Source organism: Chryseobacterium sp. ERMR1:04 (assembly GCF_001297705.1).
Taxonomy (GTDB): Bacteria; Bacteroidota; Bacteroidia; order Flavobacteriales; family Weeksellaceae; genus Chryseobacterium.
Map to the genome: position 1 here is coordinate 505,029 of NZ_LIRF01000003.1, position 24,491 is coordinate 529,519.

25 protein-coding genes are annotated in these 24,491 nt (G+C 34.3%); 13 read left to right on the forward strand and 12 right to left on the reverse strand.

Features of this window, described 5'->3' with window-relative positions:
• The first annotated feature begins 147 nt into the window (after positions 1–147).
• The 3 genes from AMQ68_RS02390 to AMQ68_RS02400 all read left to right on the forward strand — a co-directional run bounded on the left by AMQ68_RS02390 (position 148) and on the right by AMQ68_RS02400 (position 2,398).
• Positions 148–849 carry a DUF421 domain-containing protein gene (locus tag AMQ68_RS02390; protein ID WP_082383947.1) on the forward strand — a complete coding sequence of 234 codons (702 nt, stop codon included), beginning with the start codon at positions 148–150 and terminating at the stop codon, positions 847–849.
• 55 nt (positions 850–904) lie between these two features.
• A complete protein-coding gene (locus AMQ68_RS02395) occupies positions 905–1,474 on the forward strand; it encodes a Crp/Fnr family transcriptional regulator (protein ID WP_054509022.1) in 570 nt (189 codons plus the stop codon).
• A gap of 108 nt (positions 1,475–1,582) precedes the next feature.
• A complete protein-coding gene (locus AMQ68_RS02400) occupies positions 1,583–2,398 on the forward strand; it encodes an alpha/beta hydrolase family protein (protein WP_054509023.1) in 816 nt (271 codons plus the stop codon).
• A 67-nt stretch (positions 2,399–2,465) separates the two neighbouring features.
• On the opposite strand, the gene AMQ68_RS02405 is transcribed toward AMQ68_RS02400, so the two are convergent.
• Positions 2,466–3,674, reverse strand: a complete 1,209-nt coding sequence (locus AMQ68_RS02405; RefSeq protein ID WP_241775035.1) for an MFS transporter — start codon at positions 3,672–3,674, stop codon at positions 2,466–2,468.
• Between the two features lie 748 nt (positions 3,675–4,422).
• A complete protein-coding gene (locus AMQ68_RS02410; RefSeq protein ID WP_054509025.1) occupies positions 4,423–4,893 on the reverse strand; it encodes an Lrp/AsnC family transcriptional regulator in 471 nt (156 codons plus the stop codon).
• Between the two features lie 143 nt (positions 4,894–5,036).
• Here AMQ68_RS02410 and AMQ68_RS02415 point away from each other — a divergent pair, with 143 nt between their 5' ends.
• From AMQ68_RS02415 to AMQ68_RS02450, 8 genes are all read left to right on the forward strand, one after another.
• Positions 5,037–6,425, forward strand: coding sequence for an MFS transporter (locus AMQ68_RS02415; RefSeq protein ID WP_054509026.1), 1,389 nt, complete (start codon positions 5,037–5,039; stop codon positions 6,423–6,425).
• A 27-nt stretch (positions 6,426–6,452) separates the two neighbouring features.
• Positions 6,453–7,037, forward strand: a complete 585-nt coding sequence (locus AMQ68_RS02420; protein WP_054509027.1) for a TIGR00730 family Rossman fold protein — start codon at positions 6,453–6,455, stop codon at positions 7,035–7,037.
• A 513-nt stretch (positions 7,038–7,550) separates the two neighbouring features.
• Positions 7,551–7,961, forward strand: coding sequence for a hypothetical protein (locus tag AMQ68_RS02425; RefSeq protein WP_054509028.1), 411 nt, complete (start codon positions 7,551–7,553; stop codon positions 7,959–7,961).
• A gap of 37 nt (positions 7,962–7,998) precedes the next feature.
• Positions 7,999–9,978, forward strand: coding sequence for a type VI secretion system Vgr family protein (locus AMQ68_RS02430; protein ID WP_054509029.1), 1,980 nt, complete (start codon positions 7,999–8,001; stop codon positions 9,976–9,978).
• Between the two features lie 3 nt (positions 9,979–9,981).
• Positions 9,982–11,547, forward strand: a complete 1,566-nt coding sequence (locus tag AMQ68_RS02435; RefSeq protein WP_054509030.1) for a hypothetical protein — start codon at positions 9,982–9,984, stop codon at positions 11,545–11,547.
• A 12-nt stretch (positions 11,548–11,559) separates the two neighbouring features.
• Entirely contained in the window at positions 11,560–12,162 is a 603-nt protein-coding gene (locus AMQ68_RS02440; protein WP_054509031.1) for a hypothetical protein, read from the forward strand.
• A 2-nt stretch (positions 12,163–12,164) separates the two neighbouring features.
• Positions 12,165–13,010: a hypothetical protein gene (locus AMQ68_RS02445; RefSeq protein WP_054509032.1), complete on the forward strand. Its 846-nt coding sequence runs from the start codon at positions 12,165–12,167 to the stop codon at positions 13,008–13,010.
• A gap of 64 nt (positions 13,011–13,074) precedes the next feature.
• The gene (locus AMQ68_RS02450) at positions 13,075–13,383 is read left to right on the forward strand and encodes a hypothetical protein (protein WP_123905583.1); all 309 of its coding nucleotides are present in this window, start codon (positions 13,075–13,077) and stop codon (positions 13,381–13,383) included.
• A gap of 13 nt (positions 13,384–13,396) precedes the next feature.
• Here the strand turns inward: AMQ68_RS02450 and AMQ68_RS02455 are convergent, their stop codons facing one another.
• The 10 genes from AMQ68_RS02455 to AMQ68_RS02500 all read right to left on the reverse strand — a co-directional run bounded on the left by AMQ68_RS02455 (position 13,397) and on the right by AMQ68_RS02500 (position 22,289).
• Positions 13,397–13,798, reverse strand: coding sequence for a PaaI family thioesterase (locus AMQ68_RS02455; RefSeq protein ID WP_054509034.1), 402 nt, complete (start codon positions 13,796–13,798; stop codon positions 13,397–13,399).
• Between the two features lie 6 nt (positions 13,799–13,804).
• On the reverse strand, positions 13,805–14,761 hold the full coding sequence (locus tag AMQ68_RS02460; RefSeq protein WP_054509035.1) for a bifunctional helix-turn-helix transcriptional regulator/GNAT family N-acetyltransferase: 957 nt from the start codon (positions 14,759–14,761) through the stop codon (positions 13,805–13,807).
• Between the two features lie 21 nt (positions 14,762–14,782).
• Entirely contained in the window at positions 14,783–15,601 is an 819-nt protein-coding gene (gene panB / locus AMQ68_RS02465) for a 3-methyl-2-oxobutanoate hydroxymethyltransferase (RefSeq protein ID WP_054509036.1), read from the reverse strand.
• Between the two features lie 165 nt (positions 15,602–15,766).
• Entirely contained in the window at positions 15,767–16,534 is a 768-nt protein-coding gene (locus tag AMQ68_RS02470; protein WP_054509037.1) for a hypothetical protein, read from the reverse strand.
• Positions 16,535–16,580: 46 nt separating this feature from the next.
• Positions 16,581–17,123, reverse strand: a complete 543-nt coding sequence (locus tag AMQ68_RS02475) for a hypothetical protein (protein WP_054509038.1) — start codon at positions 17,121–17,123, stop codon at positions 16,581–16,583.
• 520 nt (positions 17,124–17,643) lie between these two features.
• Complete coding sequence (locus AMQ68_RS02480; protein ID WP_054509039.1) at positions 17,644–18,474, reverse strand: universal stress protein; 831 nt, start codon at positions 18,472–18,474, stop codon at positions 17,644–17,646.
• 49 nt (positions 18,475–18,523) lie between these two features.
• Positions 18,524–19,921, reverse strand: a complete 1,398-nt coding sequence (locus AMQ68_RS02485) for an inorganic phosphate transporter (protein ID WP_054509996.1) — start codon at positions 19,919–19,921, stop codon at positions 18,524–18,526.
• 353 nt (positions 19,922–20,274) lie between these two features.
• Positions 20,275–20,445 (reverse strand): lmo0937 family membrane protein, encoded by a 171-nt coding sequence (locus AMQ68_RS25030; RefSeq protein ID WP_054509040.1) that lies wholly within the window; start codon positions 20,443–20,445, stop codon positions 20,275–20,277.
• A gap of 302 nt (positions 20,446–20,747) precedes the next feature.
• Positions 20,748–21,122: a hypothetical protein gene (locus tag AMQ68_RS02495; protein ID WP_054509041.1), complete on the reverse strand. Its 375-nt coding sequence runs from the start codon at positions 21,120–21,122 to the stop codon at positions 20,748–20,750.
• Between the two features lie 210 nt (positions 21,123–21,332).
• Positions 21,333–22,289: a helix-turn-helix transcriptional regulator gene (locus AMQ68_RS02500; protein WP_054509042.1), complete on the reverse strand. Its 957-nt coding sequence runs from the start codon at positions 22,287–22,289 to the stop codon at positions 21,333–21,335.
• An 88-nt stretch (positions 22,290–22,377) separates the two neighbouring features.
• On the opposite strand from AMQ68_RS02500, the gene AMQ68_RS02505 reads away from it, so the two are divergent.
• Positions 22,378–23,997 (forward strand): FAD-dependent monooxygenase, encoded by a 1,620-nt coding sequence (locus AMQ68_RS02505; RefSeq protein ID WP_054509043.1) that lies wholly within the window; start codon positions 22,378–22,380, stop codon positions 23,995–23,997.
• A 144-nt stretch (positions 23,998–24,141) separates the two neighbouring features.
• Positions 24,142–24,408: a hypothetical protein gene (locus AMQ68_RS02510; RefSeq protein ID WP_123905585.1), complete on the forward strand. Its 267-nt coding sequence runs from the start codon at positions 24,142–24,144 to the stop codon at positions 24,406–24,408.
• Positions 24,409–24,491 lie beyond the last annotated feature (83 nt).

A 24,491-nucleotide genomic window follows, 5' to 3' on the forward strand; every position in this document is an offset into this window, starting at 1 on the left:
ATTAAATCATGTATTGTATTTCCATTTATGGTGAAAAATTTAAAATGTAATTTCATTAAAAACAAATCATAAAGCTAATTGTCCTCAGTGACGGCCTCTTTTATGCTTGTGGCTTATTTTTTGAACTGGTGAAATAAATACTTTTCTATGTTCGCTTCATTTCTATTACATCTAAACTGGAAAGAATTATTAATGGGCCAGGAAGAATGGTCATTTATTCTGGAAATCATTTTGCGAACAGCCATCATGTTTTTAACGATCATTATCGGATTACGGATTTTAGGGAAAAGAGGCGTGAAACAACTTTCGATATTTGAACTGGTTGTGATTATCGGCTTGGGTTCCGCCGCTGGAGACCCCATGTTTAATAAAGATGTAGGAATTATATCTTCCATTATTGTTTTCGTTGTCATTATTTTACTCTACAGTATCATTACTTATTTTATTGGAAAATATAAAGGTTTTGAGCAGTTGCTTGAAGGAAAACCTATTTGTTTAATCGAAAATGGAGAATTTGCCATCGATAATTTTAAAAAGGAAAATCTCGGAAGTGATGAATTTTTCACCGAACTGCGCTTGAAAGGAGTTTCTCAACTAGGACAGGTTGAAACCGCTATCGAAGAAATTTCCGGAGAGATCAGTGTTTTCTTTTATGAAGATAAAGAGGTAAAATATGGTCTTCCCATTATGCCTAATTCATTAGAAAATCCGTTAAAAATGATTAAAAAAGACGGACATTATGCCTGTACTTTTTGCGGACATACAGAAATAAAAACTCCAGGAGATTCCCGACAATGCCCTAAATGCCGAAAAGAAGAATGGGTTCTTTCATGCAATAAAAAAGAGTGACGTAAAATATATCCCTAATAACTTCATAATTTTACAACCAGAAACAATCGTTACAGTGAAAGAATTCTTAGAACAAATCAATCTTTATTATCCTTTATCACAGGAAACCATCGCAGCTTTATCAAAGATCTGTACCGAAGAAAATTATCCTAAAAATGAATTAATGTTAGCATCCGGAGCAATGTCTCGGTACTATTATTTCTTACAATCCGGATTAATAGGATATTATTTTAATAATGAAAATGGAGATTCTGTCTATAAGATATTTTTTGAAGAAAAGAGTTTTGTTGCTTCCACTTCATCCATTATTAAAAATGAACCCAGTGATTTTAATATCATTGCTTTAGAAGATTGTAAGGTCATACAATATTCCGTAAAAGAATACCGGGAACTCTTGCATAAACACCATGATCTTGCCATGTTTCACCTTCATTATCTGGAGAAAAACTGGGTCGTAAAGAAAGAACCACTAGAGATCTCTTTAAAATATGAAACAGCCAAGCAACGGTATGTATCATTATTAGAAAACGAATCTTTGTATCATCGTTTAAAACAACATCATATCGCCTCTTATTTGGGAGTTACCCCAACTCAGCTAAGCAGAATAAGAAAAGAATTAAAATAAGAAAGTCGTCAACATATGTTGATGGTTTTAGCCTTTATGTCGCGCAATTTTGCAGAGTACAATTTCATTACGAAATAAAAGAAATCATTAATTAAACATTTTTATCCCATGAAAAAGTTAATCATCATTGTATTCGCAACCATTAGTTTCACTGAGCTTTCTGCTCAAAAAATCGTTCATAAAGAGGTGTATAGTCCTGTAATGAAGAAAAACATTAAGACGATTATTATCACTCCAAACATAAAGCCTTCTGCGCATTATAAAACGGTCTATATTTTACATGGCTACAGCGGAAACCCTGATAGAACCGTAAAGGAAGACTTGCCGGGTTTAAGTAAAAAAGCACAAGAATACAATACCATTTATATTCTTCCTGATGGAAATTTCAGCAGTTGGTATGTAGACAGTCCCATTGTAAAAGATTCACAATACCAGACTTTTATAGGTAAAGAATTAGTCGATTTTATTGATAAAAATTATCCTACTCAAAAAGAGAAACAATACAGAGGGATTCTAGGATGGAGTATGGGTGGCTATGGCGCTGTGAATATCGGAGTGACGTATCATAACACTTTCGGAATCGTCGGCAGTTCTTGTGGTGCATTAGATTTTAAAACTTTTGGTGAAGGTTACACGCATTATCAGGTTAATAAAGTCTTAGGTCCCATAGAGTCATTAGATCCAAAATACCTTACCGACAGCAAAGTAGAAATCATGAAAGATGCCCAGCAAAGCTATATTTTTGATTGTGGTACAGATGATGTTCAAATGATCGCGCAAAACAGAAAGTTTCATGAAAAATTGACCGCTCAAAAAGTACAACATTTGTATATAGAATCTATTGGAGATCATACAACCAGCTATTGGAGCCAATCTTTGGCTAATCAACTTGCTTTATTTAATCGGTTTTTTGATAGTAAATAATATTGATGAATCTTATTTGAATGAATACAAAAAGTCTCGAAAGAGACTTTTTCTTATTTTACATGTATTACTCTTCCACATTCTTGTTTTTCGCGGCTCTCATTCCAAAATAAAACATGACCATTACCGCACAGCTTAAAAAGTAAAACGAGCTCTTCCAAGAGACATCCCAATCATGAAGCTTTCCGAAGACCGGCGGTCCGAATGCAGCAATCAAATATCCTACAGACTGAGCCATTCCGGAGATTTTGATGGCGTTAGCACAGTTTTTTGTTCGGGTAGAAAAGAATAAAATGGATAAACTAAAAGACAGTCCGTTTGAAATCCCAATAATAACAGCATTCAGATAGATCCATTGAGATTGCAGCCATACAAACATCATGGTACTTCCGAACATTAACGTACAAATAAAAACGATTAATATTCTCTGATCTTTCATTTTACTTGCAATAATGGGACAGCAAAAAGCAACAGGAATCATCGTAATCTGGATTACAAAAAGAACCCAACCTGTACTTTCTGCCTGCATATTATAATCGGTGAGCAAAGAGGGAAGCCAAGTCATCAGGCAATAATAAAATAAAGACTGTAATCCCATAAAAATACTGATGCTCCAGGCTTGGGGAGATTTAAACATATTAAAATCTGAAACACTTAAAGCTGTTTTCGTTTGATCAGCATTCTTTTTATTGAATATAATTTCCAGACTTAGAACGATCAATCCTAATATTGCAATGATCAGCCAAATTCCTAAAGATCCTCGCCACCCAAAACCTGTCCATTCTCCAATTCTTACGCTGAAACCTGAAGCTAGGGCAGCGGTAAGATTCATTGACACGGCAAAAATTCCTGTCATTAAACCGATCTGTTTAGGGAAATTGTTTTTAACATATCCCGGAGTGACCACATTTCCTATGCAAATTCCTAAGCCGATGAAAATTGATCCTAAAAATAACATCCAGAGAGATCCTGTGATTCGTAAGAATAATCCAAAACTTAAAATAATTAAGGAGTACATCAAAAACCGACTGATGCTGAATTTATGTGAAAATCTGCTTACTAAAACAGAACATGTAGCAAACATAAACAGTGGAATAGAGGTCAACATACTCACTTGAAAATTATCCAGACCTAACGCTTCCCGTACATCACTCAACACGGGAGCTACCGAAATAATCGGAGATCGCAAGTTGCTTGATACCAATACGACCACCAAAACATTAATGATCAGTAAAATATAAGAGGCGTTTTTCCTTTTTTCAGGCTTTGTCATCATAAGAGAACTATTTTGGTACAAAATTAAGATTGTCAGTTTGTTTAAGTTTGCCAATTTTTTAATATGAAACGACAAAAATGTATCGTGAAATAATATTGAATCAAACATTTCTGAATTTTGGCTAAAATTTTAAATAACTGAAAATCAGTTTTTTTTTAATTTATGTTTTCTTGTTTTCACTTCATGATACACTTCAGTAAAATACTTTTGTCTCTTTTGACTCCGTCGAATCTTCGATTTATGGTTAAAATAAAGGTGTAAGCAAGCTGAAAAAAAAATTTTTTTCACTGAAATTTTAAAAATAGAGGGTAATTTCTCATTTGTTTTTCACAGAATAATGAAATTATCACTAAAATGAGAAATAGAATAATGCATAAAATATCAAATTAATACCTTTTTTATTTCCACTAAAAAATATATAAAGCTCGTAATCAATTACATACAATTTAATTTAAAGCAAAAAAAAGACCTCCAAGAAGGAGGTCTAAAAAAACACAAATGATGAAAAAAAATTATTTCGATCCGCAAATATAGCAAATAATATTATGTTTCACATAAACTTTACGTAATTGATGAAAATATTTATTTTATTTAACGAAATAAGTTAAAATATTTGCATTATTCTCTTAATTTAAATATTCTAAAATTAAAAATATAAAATCATAAACAAAAGATATTCAATGAGTTGAAATGATTAAAATTATTCATATTTATTAATTCCCAAATGATTGTTTATGATAAAAAAAAATTAAAGAATTTGAGAACTTTCTTTAATACTGTTCATCACAAAGATACTTTTGGTTTGTCCGATACCTTCAATCTCTGAAAGTTGATTCACAAAAAAATCATGAAACTCGTCCATATTAGGCGCTAAGATCTTTAGCATAAAATCAAACTCACCGCTGATATTATAGAACTCAACCACTTCTTTAAGTTTGCTCACCTCTTCTATAAATTTTGTAGCAATGCTTTTGTTATGGGCATTCAGAGCAATCATACAAACTACCATCATGCCTTTGTTCACTTTTTTACGGTCTACAATCGCAGTATATTCCTTAATGATTCCTAGTTTTTCCATACGCTTAATACGTTCATGTGTAGGCGTAGGACTCAGGTTAATTCTTGCCGCAAGATCACGAATACTAAGCTTTGCATCTTTCTGCAACAAACGCAGTATAGAAAGGTCTTTCTCGTCTACTGAATAATTTTCGGTTGCCATTTGTTCTATTTTTCAGGTTTAAAATCTAATTAAAAGAACACATGTTCTTTATTAATCTCTTATAATATTATTTGTTCCAAAATTAACACATAATTTTCATAAACGTTCTAATAATGTTAATTTTGCCAGAAATTTCGAAGAATATGCAAGCAAGAAAAAACCTGATCTTAATTTTAGCCTCTATAGGAACTTTTGTAGAAGCTCTTGATATTGCGATCATTAACTTAACCATCCCTTCCATACAAGAGCAATTCGGTATTGGAGCAGATACAGTTCAATGGTTACAGACTTTGTATGTACTATTCTTTGGTGGCTTTTTAATTATTGGTGGAAAATTATCCGATCAAATCGGACGAAAAAAAGTGTTTCTTCTTGGCGGACTTATTTTTATGTTGACTTCTTTAGGAGCCGGACTTTCAACCAATTTTCAGGTGTTAGCGATATTTCGTGCCCTGCAGGGGTTAGGAGCTGCATTTATTATGCCTTCAGCATTATCTATTGTTACGAATACATTCAGAGAAAATCAGGAAAGAAACCGTGCTTTAGGAGTATTTAGTTCATTTGCAGCGATTGGATCGGGGAGTGGACTGTCTATTGGAGGTATTATCAGCACGTATATGAGCTGGCATTGGGTTTTCCTTATCAATGTTCCCATTCTTTTGGTTACGCTTATTCTAGCCTATCAATATTTGCCTAAAGATGAAAAGAATCCGAATGTTCAAAAAACAGATGCCATCTCCGGGATTCTCCTTGTTTTGGGACTGTTATCTTTAACGTACGGAACCCACGAATTATTCCATATCAAAGAACAGCCAATTCAGGTTATTGGTTCATTAGCCATCTCACTGGCCTTATTGGGAACTGTATTCTATCGTTTAAAAACGGTGGCTCAACCTTTAATAGATTTACAATTATTCAAACACAGATCGTTGGTAATTTCTAATATTACATTTTTTGCATTAGGAGCCTTTTTCATTTCATTTTTATTCTTAATCTCTTTGATGTTGCAGAAAGATATGAATCACAGTGCGGCTTCAGCAGGATTAATGTTAGTTCCCTTCAGTTTGATGTCTGCCCTAATTTCTAAATTTGCTCTGCCTCATATTGCAAAAAAAATGAATCCTTCTCAAATGGGAGTTTTTGGTTGGAGTTTTATGCTCATAGGAGCTTTATCATTATTGATATCTGTTTATATTGGCCATCCTTTAACAACCGTTTTACTGGGTGCAGCATGTATCTCAGGAGTCGGAATGACATTGTGTTTTACCAGCTTATCCATTTTGGGTATTCAGGACGTAGAAGCTTTCCATTATGGCGTTGCTTCAAGTTTAACCAGCACCAGCTATTTCTTAGGCGCAGGAATAGGCTTATCTTTTATGACGTTGATGAGCCAGATTTTCCCGTCAAAATGGGCTGTTGGAAATTTAAGCTTAGTAATTTTAACTGCTTATGCAATTGGTGCCATCGGGATATTGACTTATTTAGTGGTAAAAGAAGTAAAAAGTAAGCGAGCAGAAATGGCGATATCCTAATCTATTTATTATTAAAAAATTAAAGACATGATAAAACGACTTACTGTATTTTGCGGATCAAGCTTTGGAGCCGACAAGCTCTATGAAGAACAAACTTACGAATTAGGAAAACAATTGGCCATCCAAAAAATCGGATTGGTGTATGGTGGCGCCATCACAGGTTTGATGGGTACTGTTGCTAATGGAGTCATAGAGCATAGCGGAGAAGCTATTGGGGTTTTACCTCATTTTTTGCAAGGAAAAGAAATTGCCCATAAGCAACTTACCGAACTGATTTTAGTGGAAACAATGCATGAACGAAAAACTAAAATGAATGAACTTTCAGATGGTGTTATCGTTTTACCTGGTGGCTATGGAACATTGGAAGAATTTTTTGAAATGATAACATGGGCTCAATTAGGATTACATCAAAAACCTATCGCGATATTAAATATCAATGGTTTTTATGATGACCTACTAAAGATGGTTCAGACCATGGTTGACAAAGGTTTTCTGAAAGAAGTCAATCAAAAGATGCTCATTGTAGATGAAGATATCCAGTCACTTCTCCATAAAATAAAAAATTACGAAGCTCCACAAGTTGATAAGTGGATCTCGAAAGATAAGGTTTAGTTAAATTTTAATTAATATATTGTTTAAAACCATGGGAATTTTCTCATGGTTTTTTGTTTTTCTATTACTTCAAAATTCAAATATTTATTTCTTGAAAGTCTGTTTAAGCCACTAGATCGCATCACTTTGCCCATTTAAAATAAAGCAAAATTATTCATCAGCTTTGCGTTCATCTTTTTAATCAAAAAATAATTTCAAATATGCCCTATTGAGTCTTTTCAATAAAAAAAACATTTGATAACCAGACATATAATAATTCCTGAATAAAATTATCACAGGCACTAAAAATTCGCACTAAAATTTATTTTCTTCTTTTTAAGTTTTACATGAATATGATTCATTGTGAATTGTAATACCAATTATTTTTTTTCATGCCATCATAGTATGGTATGATTTTTTTTGTTTAAAAACCTCATAAATAAAACATAACTATTTCATATTCAGTAATATGAAGTAAATATTTATGAAATTAATTTTCTACATTTGATAGGTAAACGTCTTAAAAACACACAAATGATTTATCAAATTTTAGAAATTAATGAAGACTTTATTGTTGGATCCGTAACCGATAGCATAGGTGGTTTCATTTGGGTTGTCGTAGCAGATATCCCTCGAAAAATGGTAAAATTCAACAGAGTTACTCCTCAGCATGTCACTCTTGTAAGTTCAGAATCTGACGATAGTTTCAGTCCTGACTTTGAGAAAACCTGGGTTCCTCATATGGCGCTCCGCCTCAGAGATTGGCTTCTTACCTACCATCCCGAAAAAATGTATCCTTATAAAAATCGGCCAGTAGGTATAGATTATAATACCGATGACTCAGATTATCTGGACGATGAAGAAAGAAAAAGACTTTATCTGCCTCCGATGGATTTTTTTAATCTTCTCTTTTCAAGCCCTCCACCTAAAGAAAACAATGATTAGATAACAAAATAATATACCAATCCCAAAAACATTTATTATGAAAAACAGAAACAATGAAAATGAATTACCTTCTAATGAAGATTATTCAAAATTAAGAAAAGCTTCTTTTACGCCTGACAATAATGCTAAAAGCATTTCGGCAAATCACATCTCGGGAATTAACCGCGTGGTAGGAATTGAAGTGCATGCCGATGGAAAACCTATTAAACATTTCAAACACTTTAAATTAACCCAAAGCGCCATCAAACATCATGAATTTGAAATTATTCTGGCCCATGACAGCTTAGAAAATCAGCAGTCTCAAAATTTGGAAGATGCCAGTAAGTTATTGGGAAAAAGATTTACAACCACTTTTAAATATAAAGATGTTGATACAGAAGATAATCCCAATAAGTCGTTCGTAGGTGTTATTACTTCTGTGGGGTTTAGTAGGGAAAAGACAAGCCTTGGAGATCTGGTTTTGAAGGGGTACAGTCCAACATTTTTTTTAGATGGAGCGCCTCATACTCAAAGTTTCGGAGGAGATTTGCCTGTGAATATGGGAATCATTGCTAATGAAGTCATTAAACAAGGGCTCAGAGATTCTGATTTCGATTTTAATATTGATACCAACGACAGTTCACAGATTTTATACAGCTGTCAATATAATGAAACCCATTATAATTATCTGGCGAGAATGGCCGAGGCCTACGGAGAGCAATTTTACTATGATGGCTATGTGCTGCACTTTGGAAAACTTCCGCAGCCAAGCAGCGATCGTATTCAGTTAATAGAATGCAGTAATGTAAGTAATCTCAAGATAGAAATCAAAGCAGTTCATACCCAACCTCAATATTATGGTTACAATAGTAGCAAAAACCAAAAGCTTACATCAGGAGCTACACCCATTCAGCATTTGGGTGATTTAGCGCAAACAGCTTACGACAACAACGACAATATATACAAAACCCCATCATTACAAGTAGCTCCGATAAAGGCTTCCACTCATCTTGATGTTGAATATTCTCAAAAAAGTGCTTCAGGAAGTAAAGCGGTGGATGTCATGAATGTCTCAGGTTCTACGACCATACCATTTCTTCATCCCGGTTGTGTAGCTGATATCAAAATACGGGTACAGGATTCTAATCAAACCCGCCATCTTACTACCCTTATGATTACGGAAACGACGCATGAAGTAGATGCCAGAGGATATTATACCGGAAGTTTTGAAGCCATTTCCGAAGGAACGGGATATATGCCTAAGCCAGAATTTACAACGCCGACAACCCATCCTCAGATTGCAACTGTTGTATCAAATACAGATCCCTTAAACCAAGGTCGCGTTCAGCTGAGATTCGATTGGCAAATCAATGATACCACTGATTTTATCCGCATGATGAGTCCCGATGCTGGAGGAACAGATCAAATCACGCAAAACCGTGGCTATGTTGCGATTCCCGAAGTAGGTGATCAGGTGATGGTTAATTTCCAACATGGACATCCCGACAGACCTTTTGTGATGGGAGGAATGTTTCATGGTGGCACAGGTTTAGGCGGTGGTGCGAATAATCACATGAGATCTTGGCAGACCAAAAGTGGAATAAAATTTCTGATGAATGATAACGAAGGCAGTGTGAATATTATTGACCCAAGTGGAAGTTCCTATTTTATGGATGGAAAAGGAAGTATCACACTTACAGCTCCTAAAGACATCACGATAAATGCAGGTGAAAATGTAAGCATCAATGCAGGACAAAACATAAGCATTACCGCAGGAACCAACATTAATACTTCGGCTATCTTAAACTATACCCAAACTGTTGGAGTAAACTATACCAGCAATATCTCAGGAAGTGTGAATAGTTATGTGATGGGAAAAGTTACAGAAATCTTTGAAAGTGATGTGCATAGTGAGACGAAGGAAGGCAAAACAATAGTTAGTGAAAAAGGAATTGATATGAGTAGTGACGAAAATATCAATAAGCATTCTGATAAAGAGGTACAAAATAATAGCGAAGAAAAAAGTAAAAACTTTTAAGTTATGAGTCATATAAGAATCATAAAAGGTAAGCTTACAGAAATTGTTCGGGGAGAATATAATATGTATGCCAAAGAAAATATTACCTTCAATTCCAAGAAATTAGTTACAGAAACGGGGATAGAGAAAGGAGTAAGTTATGGGAAACCCAAAGCGCCGCCGGAAACTCCCATGATGTATGGACTAGAACCCGTTTTAAAAGGTGAAGTCATTTTCTGTAACGGATTCCATAGTGGTGTTGGAGGTGCCGTTAATGCAGCATTTAATGTAACCATTGGAATGGATGATAAACCTTGGTATATCCCCAACGGAGATAATACCCATCATCATGATGAAGAAATAAGAACAGGTGATGTAGAATCACCTGTTGTTCCTTCAGATATGGATAAAGATATCATGAGTTCATCTGATGTTTTAGAAGCAGAAGGAAAACCTAAAGAAGTGTATGGTCTGGGGTTTAATTGGCTAACAGGAATTGGCGTTAAAAAGAAAGATTCATCTTATAAACAGGCGCTTGAAAAGTTTAAAGGCTATTGGAATGAGTATAGAAATTATGGTGAAGCAGTAGATTTATACACCAGCTTTTTTAATGCAGAAAGAAGAGATCATTATATCAATGGATCTCACGGCATGGGTTCTCCTGCTTGGGAAAGGCAATGTCATGGAATTACATTAGGCTATCATTGGACCGTAAAAAACTGGAAGCTGAAAACCAGAGAAGAAGTTGAAAGAGAAAAAGAGAAGAACCCTAATGCTGAAAGCTATTCTCCCCATTATCATCCTCTTACTTTTGTAGGACATAGCGAGGGAGCTGCGGTGGCAGTAGGCGCCTGTATCGGCGCTATGTATTATGCAGCAGAACGTGGTTGGGACGAGATGGCGGTTAATATGATCCTGCTAGGTATCCACCAGCCTGTTGCTTTCTGGTCAGAAGAACCTTATGACAAAAACAGGCATCAGGAAGGAAAATATTACACCGATTATAATACCTATAAATGGTTTAAAAGTGAAGTGCTGGAAGTCGCAGGTAATTCGCCAAGAATGCTGAATGAGCTCTATGCCAAAGCCACAGAAATAGAAAGTGCCGTAACCCCTTATAGTCCTACCTTAGCGTATATGTTTACAAAAGACCGTAACAAGCAAAAATATGGCATTGATGAATGGAGTGCAAAACTTTTGGGAACAGACGGATGGAATACATTGAAAAAACGAGCGGTACAGTTTACTTTCGCCAATGACCGTGCAGATACCGTGATGATAGATGGCGATATTCCCGGAATTGCCAATGCGAAAGGGAGTACAGATGATGCAACTTTATTGGGATGGAAAGGATGGCATAACGTTCCTGTAGGAACAGGCGGTTTATCTCCCAACAGCGATTTCTCCATAAAGGTGACAGAATTTGATCAAGGGTATATGAATACCCGACTAAAAATACCCAAAGATCATCCCGAACAAGTCATTTACTTAAAAACCACCTATGCAAGTTGGGTGGATGAGTTTTGTGTGTTCCATAAAAAATTCAAACAATCAGCAGTGATTTACGAAAAAAAATATAAAGAATCCTAGACCTCCGGTGATGTGTATACGAAAGAAGGGGTAATTTTAACCAACACCACCAAGGCTTTTGATTATGCAAATGTGAAAGATCTGCATAGTGATATGATGGCCCGCTATGTTTGGGTACATCATGTAGAGTTAGAAGCTCACTTTGCTCCGGTAGCATTTATCAACCGTCCCGAAATTTTTAATCTTTCCAATGGCTCAGGAAAAAGAGATGAAGCCAATTGGCCTATCAATGAAGGAAGTACAATATGGGATAGAATTCAGAAAACGGCAAAAGATAATGGAGATATTTTCTACAGGGTAGGCTATGGTATTAATTTTTTTAATAGAAATCTTTATAGAACGAATAATAGCAAAGAAAAGCCATTGAAAGAAGAAATAGAGGAAAAGAAAAAAGATCCTAAACAAATGAAAATAGATGAAAAAAATTATGTGAAAAATATAGGTAAGGAACTTTTAATTAATCCTCAAATCGCTTATAATGCAGAAGTTGAAAAATGGATAAATATTGCTAAATTGGAGGTACAAAGAAAGGAGGAACAAGCTGATCGTGAACGTGAAAAGTTAGAACGTGAGATAGAGAGTGGAAGCAGCCCTTTCGAAGGACCAAAATTTTAAAAATGAAAAATCTATCATTATTATTTATATTAAGTATTATTATATTTTCCTGTAAGGAAACAAAAAAAGACAATGACAGATATGCCCATATTCCTTTTCTCAATGAGCTAAAAGAGACGAAGAATTATGAAATCGTACCAATAGCAGACTGGGGAGAAGTAAAATGGGATAGTATTGGAAAAAAAATAGTAATAGAAACTGAAGATGAATTTTATAAATATACAGCAGATGGTATTTTTAAGGATTCTATTAAAAGGGATAAAATACTTTTAATAGAAGATCCCTATACTTTTAACAGTCATCGTGATAATTATACCACATGGTTTTATAATGATAATAAAACATTGAAGAAGTTTATAGATATTTTACCCTATCAATTAGAAGATAGGGATACATTATTATACAAAAAAAAACATTTGGAATTTTACACTAAATCGTCAATTGTACGGTATACAGATTTTGGGCTTTATTATTATTATTATTATTATTACAAAGGTGATTGGTACAGGATGACAAGTTGGGGAGATAGATACATTAAAAAAAACTATCCTGAAAAATTGCCACCACCAAGATTAAAAGATATTAGAATCGATGGGACCCCCTCATTTGTTAAACAATTTTATGTTTCTACTCAAAAACATAAAGGCAGTGATGCATTGGGTTCGCTCGGCAAGTTTAGTACAGGATTTTGGGTAATACGTGCCGGACTTCCCAGTGGAGATTCATTAGTCTATCGAAGATTAGGTGATGGATTAGGCAATCTTACCGATTTTTACCAGCTTCCTTCTTCAAGGGGGGGAATGACAGTATTTTGTTTATTCATCAACAATATCATAATAGTAAGATGATAGATGGCGGTGTTTATTTCAGTCATGGTGGGTTGTTTATGGTGCGGCCAAAGAAAAAGAAATAATGAAAAGTATACTCACAATTATAATTGTCCTATTTGCCAATGTTATAATCTCAATACTAATGGGAAGTATTATTGGCAGTTCATTGGGCACAGGAAGCTCTCATGGTTCTTATCTTGATGGACTAGGAGGTGCATTAATGATTGGTCTAGCAGGGTTTGCCCCTTTTATAGGAATGCTTTTATTGTATATTTTAAAAAGTTCAATTCCAATACAGCAAAGAAATCTTATTTTGTATACTCAAGGAGGTATTTGCTGTATTATATTAATGATATATTTTTTACTTTTTTTAAAACTTTTTAGAGGGTAAAAAATAGAAAGTTTCACCTCTTAACCCCAATCATCGTAGCCATCATTTTTGAGATCAGTTTTTCTTCACTGCTGTCATAAACATAGCCTTCGCAGATGGTCAACGTTCTTCCGGCTTGCAGTACTTTTCCAATGGCCACAAGCTTATCTGTTTTTGCAGGTTTCATAAAGTTTATTTTAAACTCAACAGACAATACTTCCATATTATCGGGCATCATCGTTAAGGCGGCGTAGCCACAAGCGCTGTCGACAATACTTGTCGCAACGCCTGCGTGGAAAAAACCGTGTTGTTGGGTCAACCCTTCTGAAAAATCGCAGGTTATTTTTACCTGTCCTTTTTCAACTGCAATTAATTTCGCATTGAACGTCTTCATTAAACCTTGTTTATCGAAGCTTTGTTTGATTTTTTCGTACATGATAAGCTATTTATTAAGATTCAATTCCATCTGAATATTACAACGTTTATAAGGCGTAGCGTGGCCCGCAACTTTTTCAAAACCCAATTTATAATAAAGGTTGATAGCAGGTTTCAGGATTGTATTGCTTTCAAGATAGATTTTTGAAGCGCCTAATTCTTTAGCGGTATCCACAAGTTTCTGCCCCAGCAGCCAACCAATACTTTTCCCTTGTGCTTTGGGAGATACAGCCATTTTTGCCATTTCAAAATCATAATTGCCATCATTCATTTTAATAAGAGCACAAACCCCTAAAGGCTCATTATTGTATAAAGCCACAAATATTTTTCCGCCTTTATCCAGAATATATTCCTTCGGATTGTCTAAGGCTTTGTAGTCGGCTTCTTCCATTTCAAAATGAGTAGAGATCCATTCTTCATTCAAAGCTCGGAAAGCTTCCTGATACTCGGGTTGATATTCCACGATCTGTACATCTTTACTTTCTCTGCTTTTTTTCTGATCCTGTACGCGTTTAAAAAGCGATTTCTTTTCTAACAGAAATTCCCATTCAGCTATTGCTTCCCAAAGATTATGTGAAGCTTCGGCGGTCATACTTTCAATGGCATCTTCAATATCAGCACACTGAATTTCTAGTGTTTTTGAAACTTCGATTCCTTTTTTAGTCAATCCTACAATGTTTCTTCTTTTATCATCAGATTGTAATTTTGAATGAACTAAATCTGCTGCTGTCATTTCTTTAATAATCTTCGTAACAGAAGGTTGTGAGTGACCAATTTCTTCTGCAATTTCTGTGATGGTTTTGCCTCCGTTTTCTGTCAGAATAAAAAATACAGGAAACCATTTTGGAGAAAATTCTATATTGTATAATTCATAGATCTTGGCAGCATCTTCGGTTACTTTTCCTGTGAGTAATCTCAATCTGCTTCCAATCGCCATTTTTCCTGTTCTGTTATAAAAGTCCATATTTTACTTATTGTTATTTAATTAATACCATTCATTTTCATTAGGAAAATCTCCTTCTTTTATATCTGAAATAAAATTTTTAGTAGCATCGGTCATCATCGTATGAAGATCTGCATATCGTCGCAAAAACTTTGGAGAGAATTCCTTATTCATTCCCATTACATCCTGTATAACAAGTACCTGCCCATCAACACCAACGCCTGCTCCGATACCAATCACGGGTATTTTTACTTTTTGAGCAATTTCCGTAGCCAACCTTGCCGGAATTTTTTCAAGCAGCAATCCAAAAGCGCCTAATTCTTCCATTAAGAGACAATCATTGATCAGTTTTTGAGCTTCTTCTTCATTTTTTCCTCTTACCGCATAACTTCCATATTTGTTAATAGATTGCGGCATTAAACCCAGATGAATCATTACCGGTATTCCTGCATCAATTATTTTTTTTATATCGTCTTTAATCTCTTCTCCACCTTCTATTTTTATTGCGTCAGCACCTGTTTCTCTCATCATTCGGATCGCATTTTCAAGAGACTTAAAAGGGTTGCCCGAACACGTTCCAAAAGGCATATCAACAATGATCAACGCTCTTTTAGCACCATTTACAACAGATGCAGCATAATTAATCATTTGATCGAGGGTAATCGACAGGGTAGTAGGGTTTCCAATCATTGTATTAGATGCAGAATCACCAACAATAATGGCATCAATTCCTGCTTCATCAATGATTTTTGCCATCGTATAATCATAAGCCGTTAGTACACTTATCTTTTCGCCCTGTTGTTTCATTTTGTACAAAGAACGAGTGGTGACCTTTTTATTATTTTCAGTATATGTTGACATTGTAGAAAAGCTTTGGCTTGCGGTTTAATCTTATTATATAATTAATTACATAATTAGTTATGCAAATATATAAAATAATTTTGCTTTTACTATTTTTCTACAAAAAAAGATGCCCATCAGCTGATGAACATCTTTTATAATTAAATTTATACTGTAACTAATCTATTAGAATACTTTCGCCACTAATGAATAAGGCTCTGAGAGAACATTTCCATAGATACCATAACCACAAAGACCATATAGAATCATACTAAAATTGTATGGATTGGGTTCTGCTGTCCTGTTTTCACTTGTAGATACTACGATGTAAAATCCCCATTCGCCTTTCCATGATCCTGCAACACTTTGCCAAACATTCCAATTAGCCGTTGTATAATCGGCAGTGTAAGGGTTTGCCCCATGATCGCCACTTGCATCTCCTTGCCAATGCTCATTGATTCTAAGGGTAACGTTAGTGGAAGGTTGTTGCAAGAGTCTAAATTGAAAAACATGATCAACAGTAGCCCCGCTAATGGTTTCCGCAAAGCGTACTTCCATATTGAGTTCCGGAATCATTAGCGTTGGTTTCGGAAAATTCTGTAAATAAGAGTTACGTCCTCTGTATTTCGCTTTATATATTTTAGCCCCTTCATTACTACTGGAAACTTGTTCGGTTCTATTCCATATAGGAGAAGTACTGGTTCCCTGATTGACGTACATTCCCGATGTTAATGCGGTATTTCCCGTATGGTAAATAAAAAGTCCGGTAGATGGATTAGGGATTGTAGTTGCATCACCGGTACCCGTAAGTGTATTTCTCGGAAGCAAGAGACCGTTATTAGAAGATTCTAAATGTAAAATCGCCGATGGGTCAGGGGTGGATGTTCCGATTCCGACTTGACCAAAAACAAAAGAAGCTATACCCATAGCTGTTGTTAATAAATATTTTTTCATAGTAATGAGTTTTGGTGTATTGAAGTTTTTAATGTAAAACAGATCTTTAAAACACTTCTGCTGCCAATGTGTAAGGTTCTGCAGCAGAACTTCCATAAGTTCCATATCCACAAAGTCCATACATGTTCATTGTATAATTGAACGGATTAATTCCAATAAGTCTGTTTTCGTCTGTAGATATTACGTAATAATATCCCCATTCAAAATTCCACGGAATTCCACCCACATTTTGCCAAGTATTCCAATTCGTTGGTGTAAAGGTGAGAAAGGTACCATACGAGTTATGAGTATGTCCTTGCCAATGCCCTAGTAATCTTGCTGAAACATTTACGGCAGGCGCCTGTAAAAGTCTAACTTGTAAATAATTGTCTGTTGCATCTTCTCCAAATCGCATTTCTATATTCATCTCGGGAACGATTAGCGTTGGCTTAGGGTAATTCTGTAGGATAGAGTTACGCCCTCTGTACTTGGTCTTGTAGATTTTACTTCCTTCACTACTCGTAGAACTCTGCCCAGTTCTCGTCCACACAGGAATTATAGGAGTTCCCAGATTAACATAAATACCAGCAGGTAACGCAGCATTTCCCAAATGATAAACAAGAAGACCTGTAGCCGGAGTTGGAATCGTTACCGCATCGCCAGCCCCTGTAAGCGTATTTCTGGGAGGTAAGACTTCCTTTACTGGAAGATTCTAAATGCAGGATAGAAGAAGGATCAGGACTTGAAACCCCTATGCCTACCTGAGCACTAGCAGACAGAGTAGAAAAAAAAACTCCAATTAATAAATAATACTTTTTCATAGTAATTGATTTTTGGTATTTAATGAATTATAAACTATCAATAGCTAATTTACTATTATTTTATTAATTTTATGTTAAATTAAAAATAAATTTCACAAATAAGTGATTATACTATCGTGAATACAGTTGAAAGCCTTTTATTATGCAAACAAATCTATTTATTGCATACTATAACATATCTAATGAATGTTTCCCTATTTTTATGATCCAATGATTAATTATCTATAATCCTTGCTTATGATCCACAAAAAAAGATGCCCATCATCTGATGAACATCTTTATTATAATTATGCCATTTCCTTAACATATCTATTCATGCAATACCAATATAGCCTTCACTGATTTATTTAATATCTCATTTATCGTACTGCTTGCAAATAAGCGGTAAATGATATTATGATTGTGCTTTACCAAACATAAAATATCGGTTTCATTGGTCTCAATAAAATCAATAATTCCGTTGGATGTTTTCCCTTCATCATCAATATAATTGAACTTAATTTCTACATCAGGAATTTGCTCTTTTAATTTCTTTTCGCCATTCTTTATAGATTTGGCATCCATCACTTTTTCGGCAATATGAAGGACATCGAGTCTTTTAGGATCGGTAGCTTTCAATATCTGAGTCAATGCTTTAACGTCTTTAACGGATAATTTGGTTGTTTTATAATCTGTAGCAAGAGCCACTGAAGGGGATGCAGGCAAGACACTTTCCAGAGGAACAATTAAGGTAGGAATTCTCATTTTTGTAACCACCATACTGGTATTGCTCCCCACAATCCCTTTAATTCCTGTAGCGCCCGTAATCCCCATCACTAAAAATGATACCGAATTATACTCTGTATATTTGTTGATCACCTTGCGTAAAAACCCTACATCACATACCGTTTTTATGGGTACTTCTTTATAGGTCTCATTTTGCCTGAATGTTTCTGCCCATTCTTTTAAAGCAGATCTTTTTTTAGCATAATAATCTTCAATAAAAATTGCATTATAGGTGCTGTTATTAATACCTTCTGTAGGATGTATCGCATGAATAACAGCCACTTCCATCTGTAGAATTTTGGCAAGAGACAAAGCGTAGGTCATTGCATGGCTTGCGCTGTTGGAGAAATCTGAGGCAACGAGTATCTGTTTCATTTTTTTTTTCGTGTTTTAATACTGTAAATTAATCAAAAACCTTTCTTAATTAAATAAACAAATGGAAGAATAAAAATAACAATAAAGATAAGATAATAGAAACCGGAAGGGTAAGAACCCATGCCAGACCAATACTTTTTAAGGTGCTGGGATTTAAATTATTCTTACCGCCCGAAGCCACCATAGAACCCGCAATACCACTCGATAAAACGTGGGTTGTACTTACCGGTAACCCTAAAACGGTACTGATCCCAATGGTGGAAGCAGCAACAATTTCGCTGGAAGCTCCCTGTGCATAATTTAAATGTTCATTTCCTATTTTTTCACCAATCGTTACAGCAATTCTTTTCCAACCAATCATAGTACCTAAGCCCAATGAAATAGAGATGGCAATAATAACCCAAATAGGAGCAAACTCAGTGATTTTTTTAAGTTCTGAAACCTCATGATGAAGTTCGCTGGTTGTATTTTCATCAATCGTTACTGCTTTATTTTCGTCCAACGCTTTAATAGATTTTATTAAAGTTTCTACCTGTTTTCTGAAGGTATAGGTTGCTTCTTTATTTTTCTCACTTTTTAAGTTAAGATGTACTTTTACAGCCTCAATATCTTTGTTTAGTTTCGTAAATTCTACCATGCTTTGAGTATTTGTTGAAGCAATGGTTTGCAGCGTTTTCTCCGTTTGATTTAAGGTAGAAATTATTTTTTCATTGGGAATATTATGATCAATAGCAAATTTGGCAGGCAGAAATGCAATCAATATCAACATAAAAAGTCCAACTCCTTTTTGTCCGTCATTACTTCCATGAAAAAAACTAACCAGCGTACACGTAAGAATTAAAATACCTCTAATAAGCAAAGGAGGTTTATCATTTTCACCTGTTGGAATGTGAAACAGGGCTTTGTATTTCACTACATGTTTTAAAAACAACATTAACAAAACGGCCAAACCAAAACCGATAATGGGTGACAAAATTAGAGATAATCCAATTTCTTCAGCTTTATGCCAGTTGACACCACTTCCTCCATAATACCAGGTAAATCCTAAACCGGCACCTATTAAAGCCCCAATTAAGGTATGAGAGCTGGAACACGGAATTCCTAAATACCAAGTTCCTAAATTCCAAATGATGGAAGCCAATAAAACAGCGAGTACCAAACTCGCTCCAACGGCTGTTGGCAGGCTCATGAGCGCATCCATAGGAACCAGTTTTAGTATTCCCATAGCAACAGCGATTCCACCGGTAAAAACGCCTAAGAAATTCCAGAATCCCGACCAAGGAATGGCGATAACGGGTTTAAGTGCTTTGGTATAAATTACGGTTGCTACCGCATTGGCTGTATCGTGGAATCCGTTTACAAATTCAAACGCTACTACCGCAAGCAAACAGAGTACAAAAACGGTCAAAAGCCCCGTAGTTAAACCTGATTCACCTAAAAAAGACATGATTTCATCTAAAAACATAGTGTATATGTGTGTTTCTTTACATTAAATACATCTCTGTGAGCCGGCCATCATCAATTTTTAATAATCATGAGATAGATGAATCACAATCTGGATGCATTATTATTTTGCTGAAGAGAGAACAACTGAGGCCAATCTCAACATCACCAATTTTTTTTCATCTATACAAAAGTAGGTGGTCTTTATTATTTGAATATCAATGAATAGTTAACGCTATATTACATTTTATAGGCATAATGATCAATCAGAATTTCATTTAAAGTTTTTCCACAAAAAAAAGATGTTCATCAACTGACGAACATCTTTTTATGATTTGGATTTAATTATTAAAATTTTTAATCAAGCGGTTTTCTGCCCGAAATAATATTATAAAGAATAACAATTATGGCAATGACCAATAAAATATGAATTAAATAACTACTACTTATTCCCGGTACAATTCCCAACATTCCTAAAAGCCATACGATAATACAAATGACTGCTACTAACCATAATAAACTTTTCATAATAGTAAATTTTTAAGTGATTCGGTTAAATAATAGCATATACTATGCCTTTGCTAAAAAAAATGTTTTGTTTTTTAATCAATAAAATGAAACTCACTAAAAAACAAGACCATATTGTCCGAAAAAAATCAGTATCATGAGCAGCATTGCTTTTATGGATAAAGTAAAATAAGAGTAGATTGGAATAGCATCTTAAAAAAAATCAAACCACAAAAGCATTACACTTAAGTGGTTTGATTGTAAGGTTTTTATAGAAAAGCAATGTTTGCCTTTTACATCTTCGGTTATGATCAATCAAAAAATCAGTCAGTTGATTTTAAAGCCCAACCGATCAAAGGAGCCTGCATGAAAAGCCTTCCCAATCTTTGATTATCTGTATTTAGCCCAAAAGAATCTTTCCGATTGGTATACTGTGCAATATTTCCCGGAAGAACGGCAGCAAAAAATGTTGCGACCACTTTCCCCATCGTTTTTCGATATTTCTTAGGAGTTACAATGGTTGCTGTGCCTAAAAGAATCTCCGCTATTCCTGAATAAACAACGGTATCATCTTTCGGTAAAGGAACCCAATCCGGAACCTGAGCCTGAAATTCTTTTCTGGCAAAGGTAAGGTGCCCAACGCCTGCCGTGATTAAAAATACACCAAGAGCAATTCTAGATATTTCTTTAGTTTCCATATTTTATATTTTAGTGAGTGTTACTTTTTGAAAATGGTTGAAGAACTAACATCATTAATTCTGTTCTTTATTACTTTCAAGAATAAGACCAAAATACATTGACTGTTAATTATTTAAACTCAGTTTAAGTTGTAAAAGAATTATATTAAATCATTCAATCTAATAGCTTAAAAAAAATAAGACTGCACGAGGTTTGTATCACAGCCATTTTTAAGATTGCATTAACCAATATTTTTTCGGTTTAGTTCCAATATGCTCCTCAAATACTCGTGAAAAATGGCTAAGATTAGAAAACCCTAGTCTATAACCAACTTCAGAAACAGATAATTTTTCTTCCCTTAATAGATAAGCGGCCTCATTTATTCTAATTGTTTGATAATAACTATAAATACTATTTCCAAAAATTTGCTTAAATAATCTTTTCAGTTTTGATTCACTGATACATGCAAAAGCAGCTAGTTCAGAAAGATTGGGAGGAATATCAAGTCTTGTAAGAATTTTATCTTTCACTTTATAAATCATTTGTACATCTGCAATATTTAATGAACCAATAGAGGTGTCCTTACGTTTAAGTAATTCTAATAGTAAAAGAAAAATGAGCTCTTCAGTTTTTACTTTTAGATAAAACTTCTGTAATTCTTCAATGATTTCTTTTTCAACAATTTCTGCAGCGACTTCCTGTATCTGTGGTGAAATAATTTGTTCAAATAAAAAAGGCTTATTATTTGGCATAATTGCTTGTAAAAACCAATGACCTTCTTTCAAGCCCAATAAGTCTTTCAAATATGCCGCATTTATCCCAATTATTATTGAGTTCATTTTTGTTTGTGCCGGAATAAAAAATGAGGTGTCTAAACCAGCCGAAGCCATTTGCACATAAGGCAGTTCTGCTCTGCTTGCCTCTTTTTCTCTGAAAACATTATGAAAAGCGATCATTATGGTTTCTGATCTTTGTTTATCGGCTACTATTTTAAATTTCAGATTCTTGTGAACTTCATATTGCCTTATCATCATACTCATATTAGGGTTAATGATATATCCTTTAATATGCCCTTTGCCCAAATGTTCAGGAATTTTAACTAAATCTCCCTCTACCTTACTTCCAATTGATTTTGCAATAGAAGATAAAAATAAGATACCTCCAGTTGCTTTTATTTCTAATTCCATTTTGACCGTTTAAGACTATTAATAGGTCAAATGTAGTTATTTTAACCATATAAGATGTTTTAATTTTGTGCTTATAAATATTTCAAACATGAAAAACTCATTATTGGACAACAAAAGAATAGCTATAATTGGCGGAGGACCTGTGGGATTAACTATTGCTAGACTTCTCCAAATAAAAGGAGCTGATGTTAAAGTTTATGAGCGTGATATTAATTCATCATCAAGAGTTTCGGGAGGGACTCTTGATATCCATAAAAATACGGGGCAAAAAACATTTTTAGCAGCTGGATTATTACAGAAGCTATTTGAAAATTCGAAACCGACAGGAATGTGCTCTGCTGATCTGAATGGAAAATTACTTATAACAATAAGTCCGGATAAATCTAAACCAGAAATCGACAGGCCGGTACTTCGTAAAATTTTGTTAGAAAGTTTATTGGATCATTCTGTGATTTGGAATGCTAATCTAGTAACTATCTCAAAAATAGACAGTGCTTACGAATTAATATTTGAGAATGGTCTATCAGCGACAGCAGATATAGTGATAGCAACAGATGGAAGCCGTTCCAAAACAAGAAAATTTGTTACAGATGAATTACCTCAAGAAACAGGAACTTATGTTATACAAGGAGAAATAAAGAATTTGGAAAAAGACTGCCCAAAGCTTTATGAAATCATCAATAAAAATAACTTGGCATGTGTTCAGGACAAGAAAACAATATTCTTACAAAACCGTAGCGACGGGAGTACCTGTTTTTACATCTCATTTAGAAAGACGGAACAATGGATTCTTGATGTAAGATTAGACTATACAAATATTGGCTCAGTCAATCAATTTCTTTTTAAAATTTTTAAAGATTGGAATCCTTTGTATCATGAACTTTTCAATGCATCCAATGAATACAAAGGTTTTCCTCTTCGTGTTTTCAATACAAACTATAAAAAGAAAAACCAAACCGAAAAGGTTACTTTGGCTGGAGATGCGGCTCATGCAATGACACCATTTGGAGGGATGGGAGTAAATATGGGATTAAAGGATGCTTTACTGCTTACTAATAATCTAACGGGTAATCAATTTCATTCTATTGAAGCAGCTATTAGTGACTATGAAAAAAAAATGAATGCGTACACCAAGCCTATACAAACAGAAACAAGTATCGCAGATAACAGAATTCATAAAGATTTAGAACATGCATTCTACCAAATGAAAAACAATATTAAAAATTCAATATTAAAAGTAATACAATATATAGGATTATTTTTTTTACTGCTAACGGTAGGTGTTTTTTGGGGAAACTATATTTCACTCAGCAGATCTTTTGACCAATTTTCGTTAACAGAAATAATAGCTATTGCAAAAAATATTGTTCATAATCTGGCAGTCCCGATGCGTATTCTTTCTATTGCTACTATAGTAATTATAAGTAGTACTATTTATATGTATCCAGAAAAAAAACAAAAATGGTTTTATTTTAAAATATTCAGTCTCATCTTTTTCATTTTTGCTCTACTCCTCACGATCATATATGAAGTACCAATTAATAACCAAATTATGCTATGGACAAAAGACAATGCTCCTTATAATTGGCAAGCAATAATCAGCAGGTGGCAGTCTATTAATGTACTAAGAACACTTTTTGCAGTTTTAAGCTTTCTCCTATTTACAGCGGCTGTTATCAAACCGTTTCAAAAAAACAGAAATATTTAAACCGTTAAATATAAAACAACCATTAGCAATGTGTTGAATATATGTATCTTACATTTTTTTTCAAAATATGCTATTCAAAAGAAAATAAAAACAGGACTACAGTAATTCAAAAATATTCTATCTACCTCTTAAATAAAAATAATAATGAAATTTTTAAGCTTTTTAACGATTACTTCTACAGTAATAATGACCTCTTGTACAAAAGATAATGATGAGACATGCTATGAATGCAGGCAACAGACCTATGAGGTAAAAGAAAATAATACAATGTTAGGGTCAAGTTCTTCTACCACTGTATTTTGTGATAAAAGCGAATCTGATATTAAAAAATTAGAAGCACAAAATACATATACAAAAACCGAAAATGGAACAACAAAAACTTCTACCTACCAATGCAGCTTAAAAAAATAAAAGACAATAATCATTTCTTTAAAATAAGTATAGAAATTTAAAACTCGGATTTTATAAACCTAGTTTTCTCTAAAATATTCATG

Bases quoted from the DNA above. Each gene is read 5' to 3' on its own strand.
- AMQ68_RS02480 (WP_054509039.1), bottom strand. From the start codon at position 18,474: ATGAAACAGATACTCGTTGCCTCAGATTTCTCCAACAGCGCAAGCCAT.
- AMQ68_RS02505 (WP_054509043.1), top strand. From the start codon at position 22,378: ATGAAAAACTCATTATTGGACAACAAAAGAATAGCTATAATTGGCGGA.
- AMQ68_RS02410 (WP_054509025.1), bottom strand. From the start codon at position 4,893: ATGGCAACCGAAAATTATTCAGTAGACGAGAAAGACCTTTCTATACTG.
- panB (WP_054509036.1), bottom strand. From the start codon at position 15,601: ATGTCAACATATACTGAAAATAATAAAAAGGTCACCACTCGTTCTTTG.
- AMQ68_RS02420 (WP_054509027.1), top strand. From the start codon at position 6,453: ATGATAAAACGACTTACTGTATTTTGCGGATCAAGCTTTGGAGCCGAC.
- AMQ68_RS02445 (WP_054509032.1), top strand. From the start codon at position 12,165: ATGAAAAATCTATCATTATTATTTATATTAAGTATTATTATATTTTCC.
- AMQ68_RS02405 (WP_241775035.1), bottom strand. From the start codon at position 3,674: ATGATGACAAAGCCTGAAAAAAGGAAAAACGCCTCTTATATTTTACTG.
- AMQ68_RS02455 (WP_054509034.1), bottom strand. From the start codon at position 13,798: ATGTACGAAAAAATCAAACAAAGCTTCGATAAACAAGGTTTAATGAAG.
- AMQ68_RS02500 (WP_054509042.1), bottom strand. From the start codon at position 22,289: ATGGAATTAGAAATAAAAGCAACTGGAGGTATCTTATTTTTATCTTCT.
- AMQ68_RS02485 (WP_054509996.1), bottom strand. From the start codon at position 19,921: ATGTCTTTTTTAGGTGAATCAGGTTTAACTACGGGGCTTTTGACCGTT.
- AMQ68_RS25030 (WP_054509040.1), bottom strand. From the start codon at position 20,445: ATGAAAAGTTTATTATGGTTAGTAGCAGTCATTTGTATTATCGTATGG.
- AMQ68_RS02470 (WP_054509037.1), bottom strand. From the start codon at position 16,534: ATGAAAAAATATTTATTAACAACAGCTATGGGTATAGCTTCTTTTGTT.
- AMQ68_RS02495 (WP_054509041.1), bottom strand. From the start codon at position 21,122: ATGGAAACTAAAGAAATATCTAGAATTGCTCTTGGTGTATTTTTAATC.
- AMQ68_RS02425 (WP_054509028.1), top strand. From the start codon at position 7,551: ATGATTTATCAAATTTTAGAAATTAATGAAGACTTTATTGTTGGATCC.
- AMQ68_RS02510 (WP_123905585.1), top strand. From the start codon at position 24,142: ATGAAATTTTTAAGCTTTTTAACGATTACTTCTACAGTAATAATGACC.
- AMQ68_RS02390 (WP_082383947.1), top strand. From the start codon at position 148: ATGTTCGCTTCATTTCTATTACATCTAAACTGGAAAGAATTATTAATG.
- AMQ68_RS02460 (WP_054509035.1), bottom strand. From the start codon at position 14,761: ATGGACTTTTATAACAGAACAGGAAAAATGGCGATTGGAAGCAGATTG.
- AMQ68_RS02435 (WP_054509030.1), top strand. From the start codon at position 9,982: ATGAGTCATATAAGAATCATAAAAGGTAAGCTTACAGAAATTGTTCGG.
- AMQ68_RS02415 (WP_054509026.1), top strand. From the start codon at position 5,037: ATGCAAGCAAGAAAAAACCTGATCTTAATTTTAGCCTCTATAGGAACT.
- AMQ68_RS02450 (WP_123905583.1), top strand. From the start codon at position 13,075: ATGAAAAGTATACTCACAATTATAATTGTCCTATTTGCCAATGTTATA.
- AMQ68_RS02400 (WP_054509023.1), top strand. From the start codon at position 1,583: ATGAAAAAGTTAATCATCATTGTATTCGCAACCATTAGTTTCACTGAG.
- AMQ68_RS02430 (WP_054509029.1), top strand. From the start codon at position 7,999: ATGAAAAACAGAAACAATGAAAATGAATTACCTTCTAATGAAGATTAT.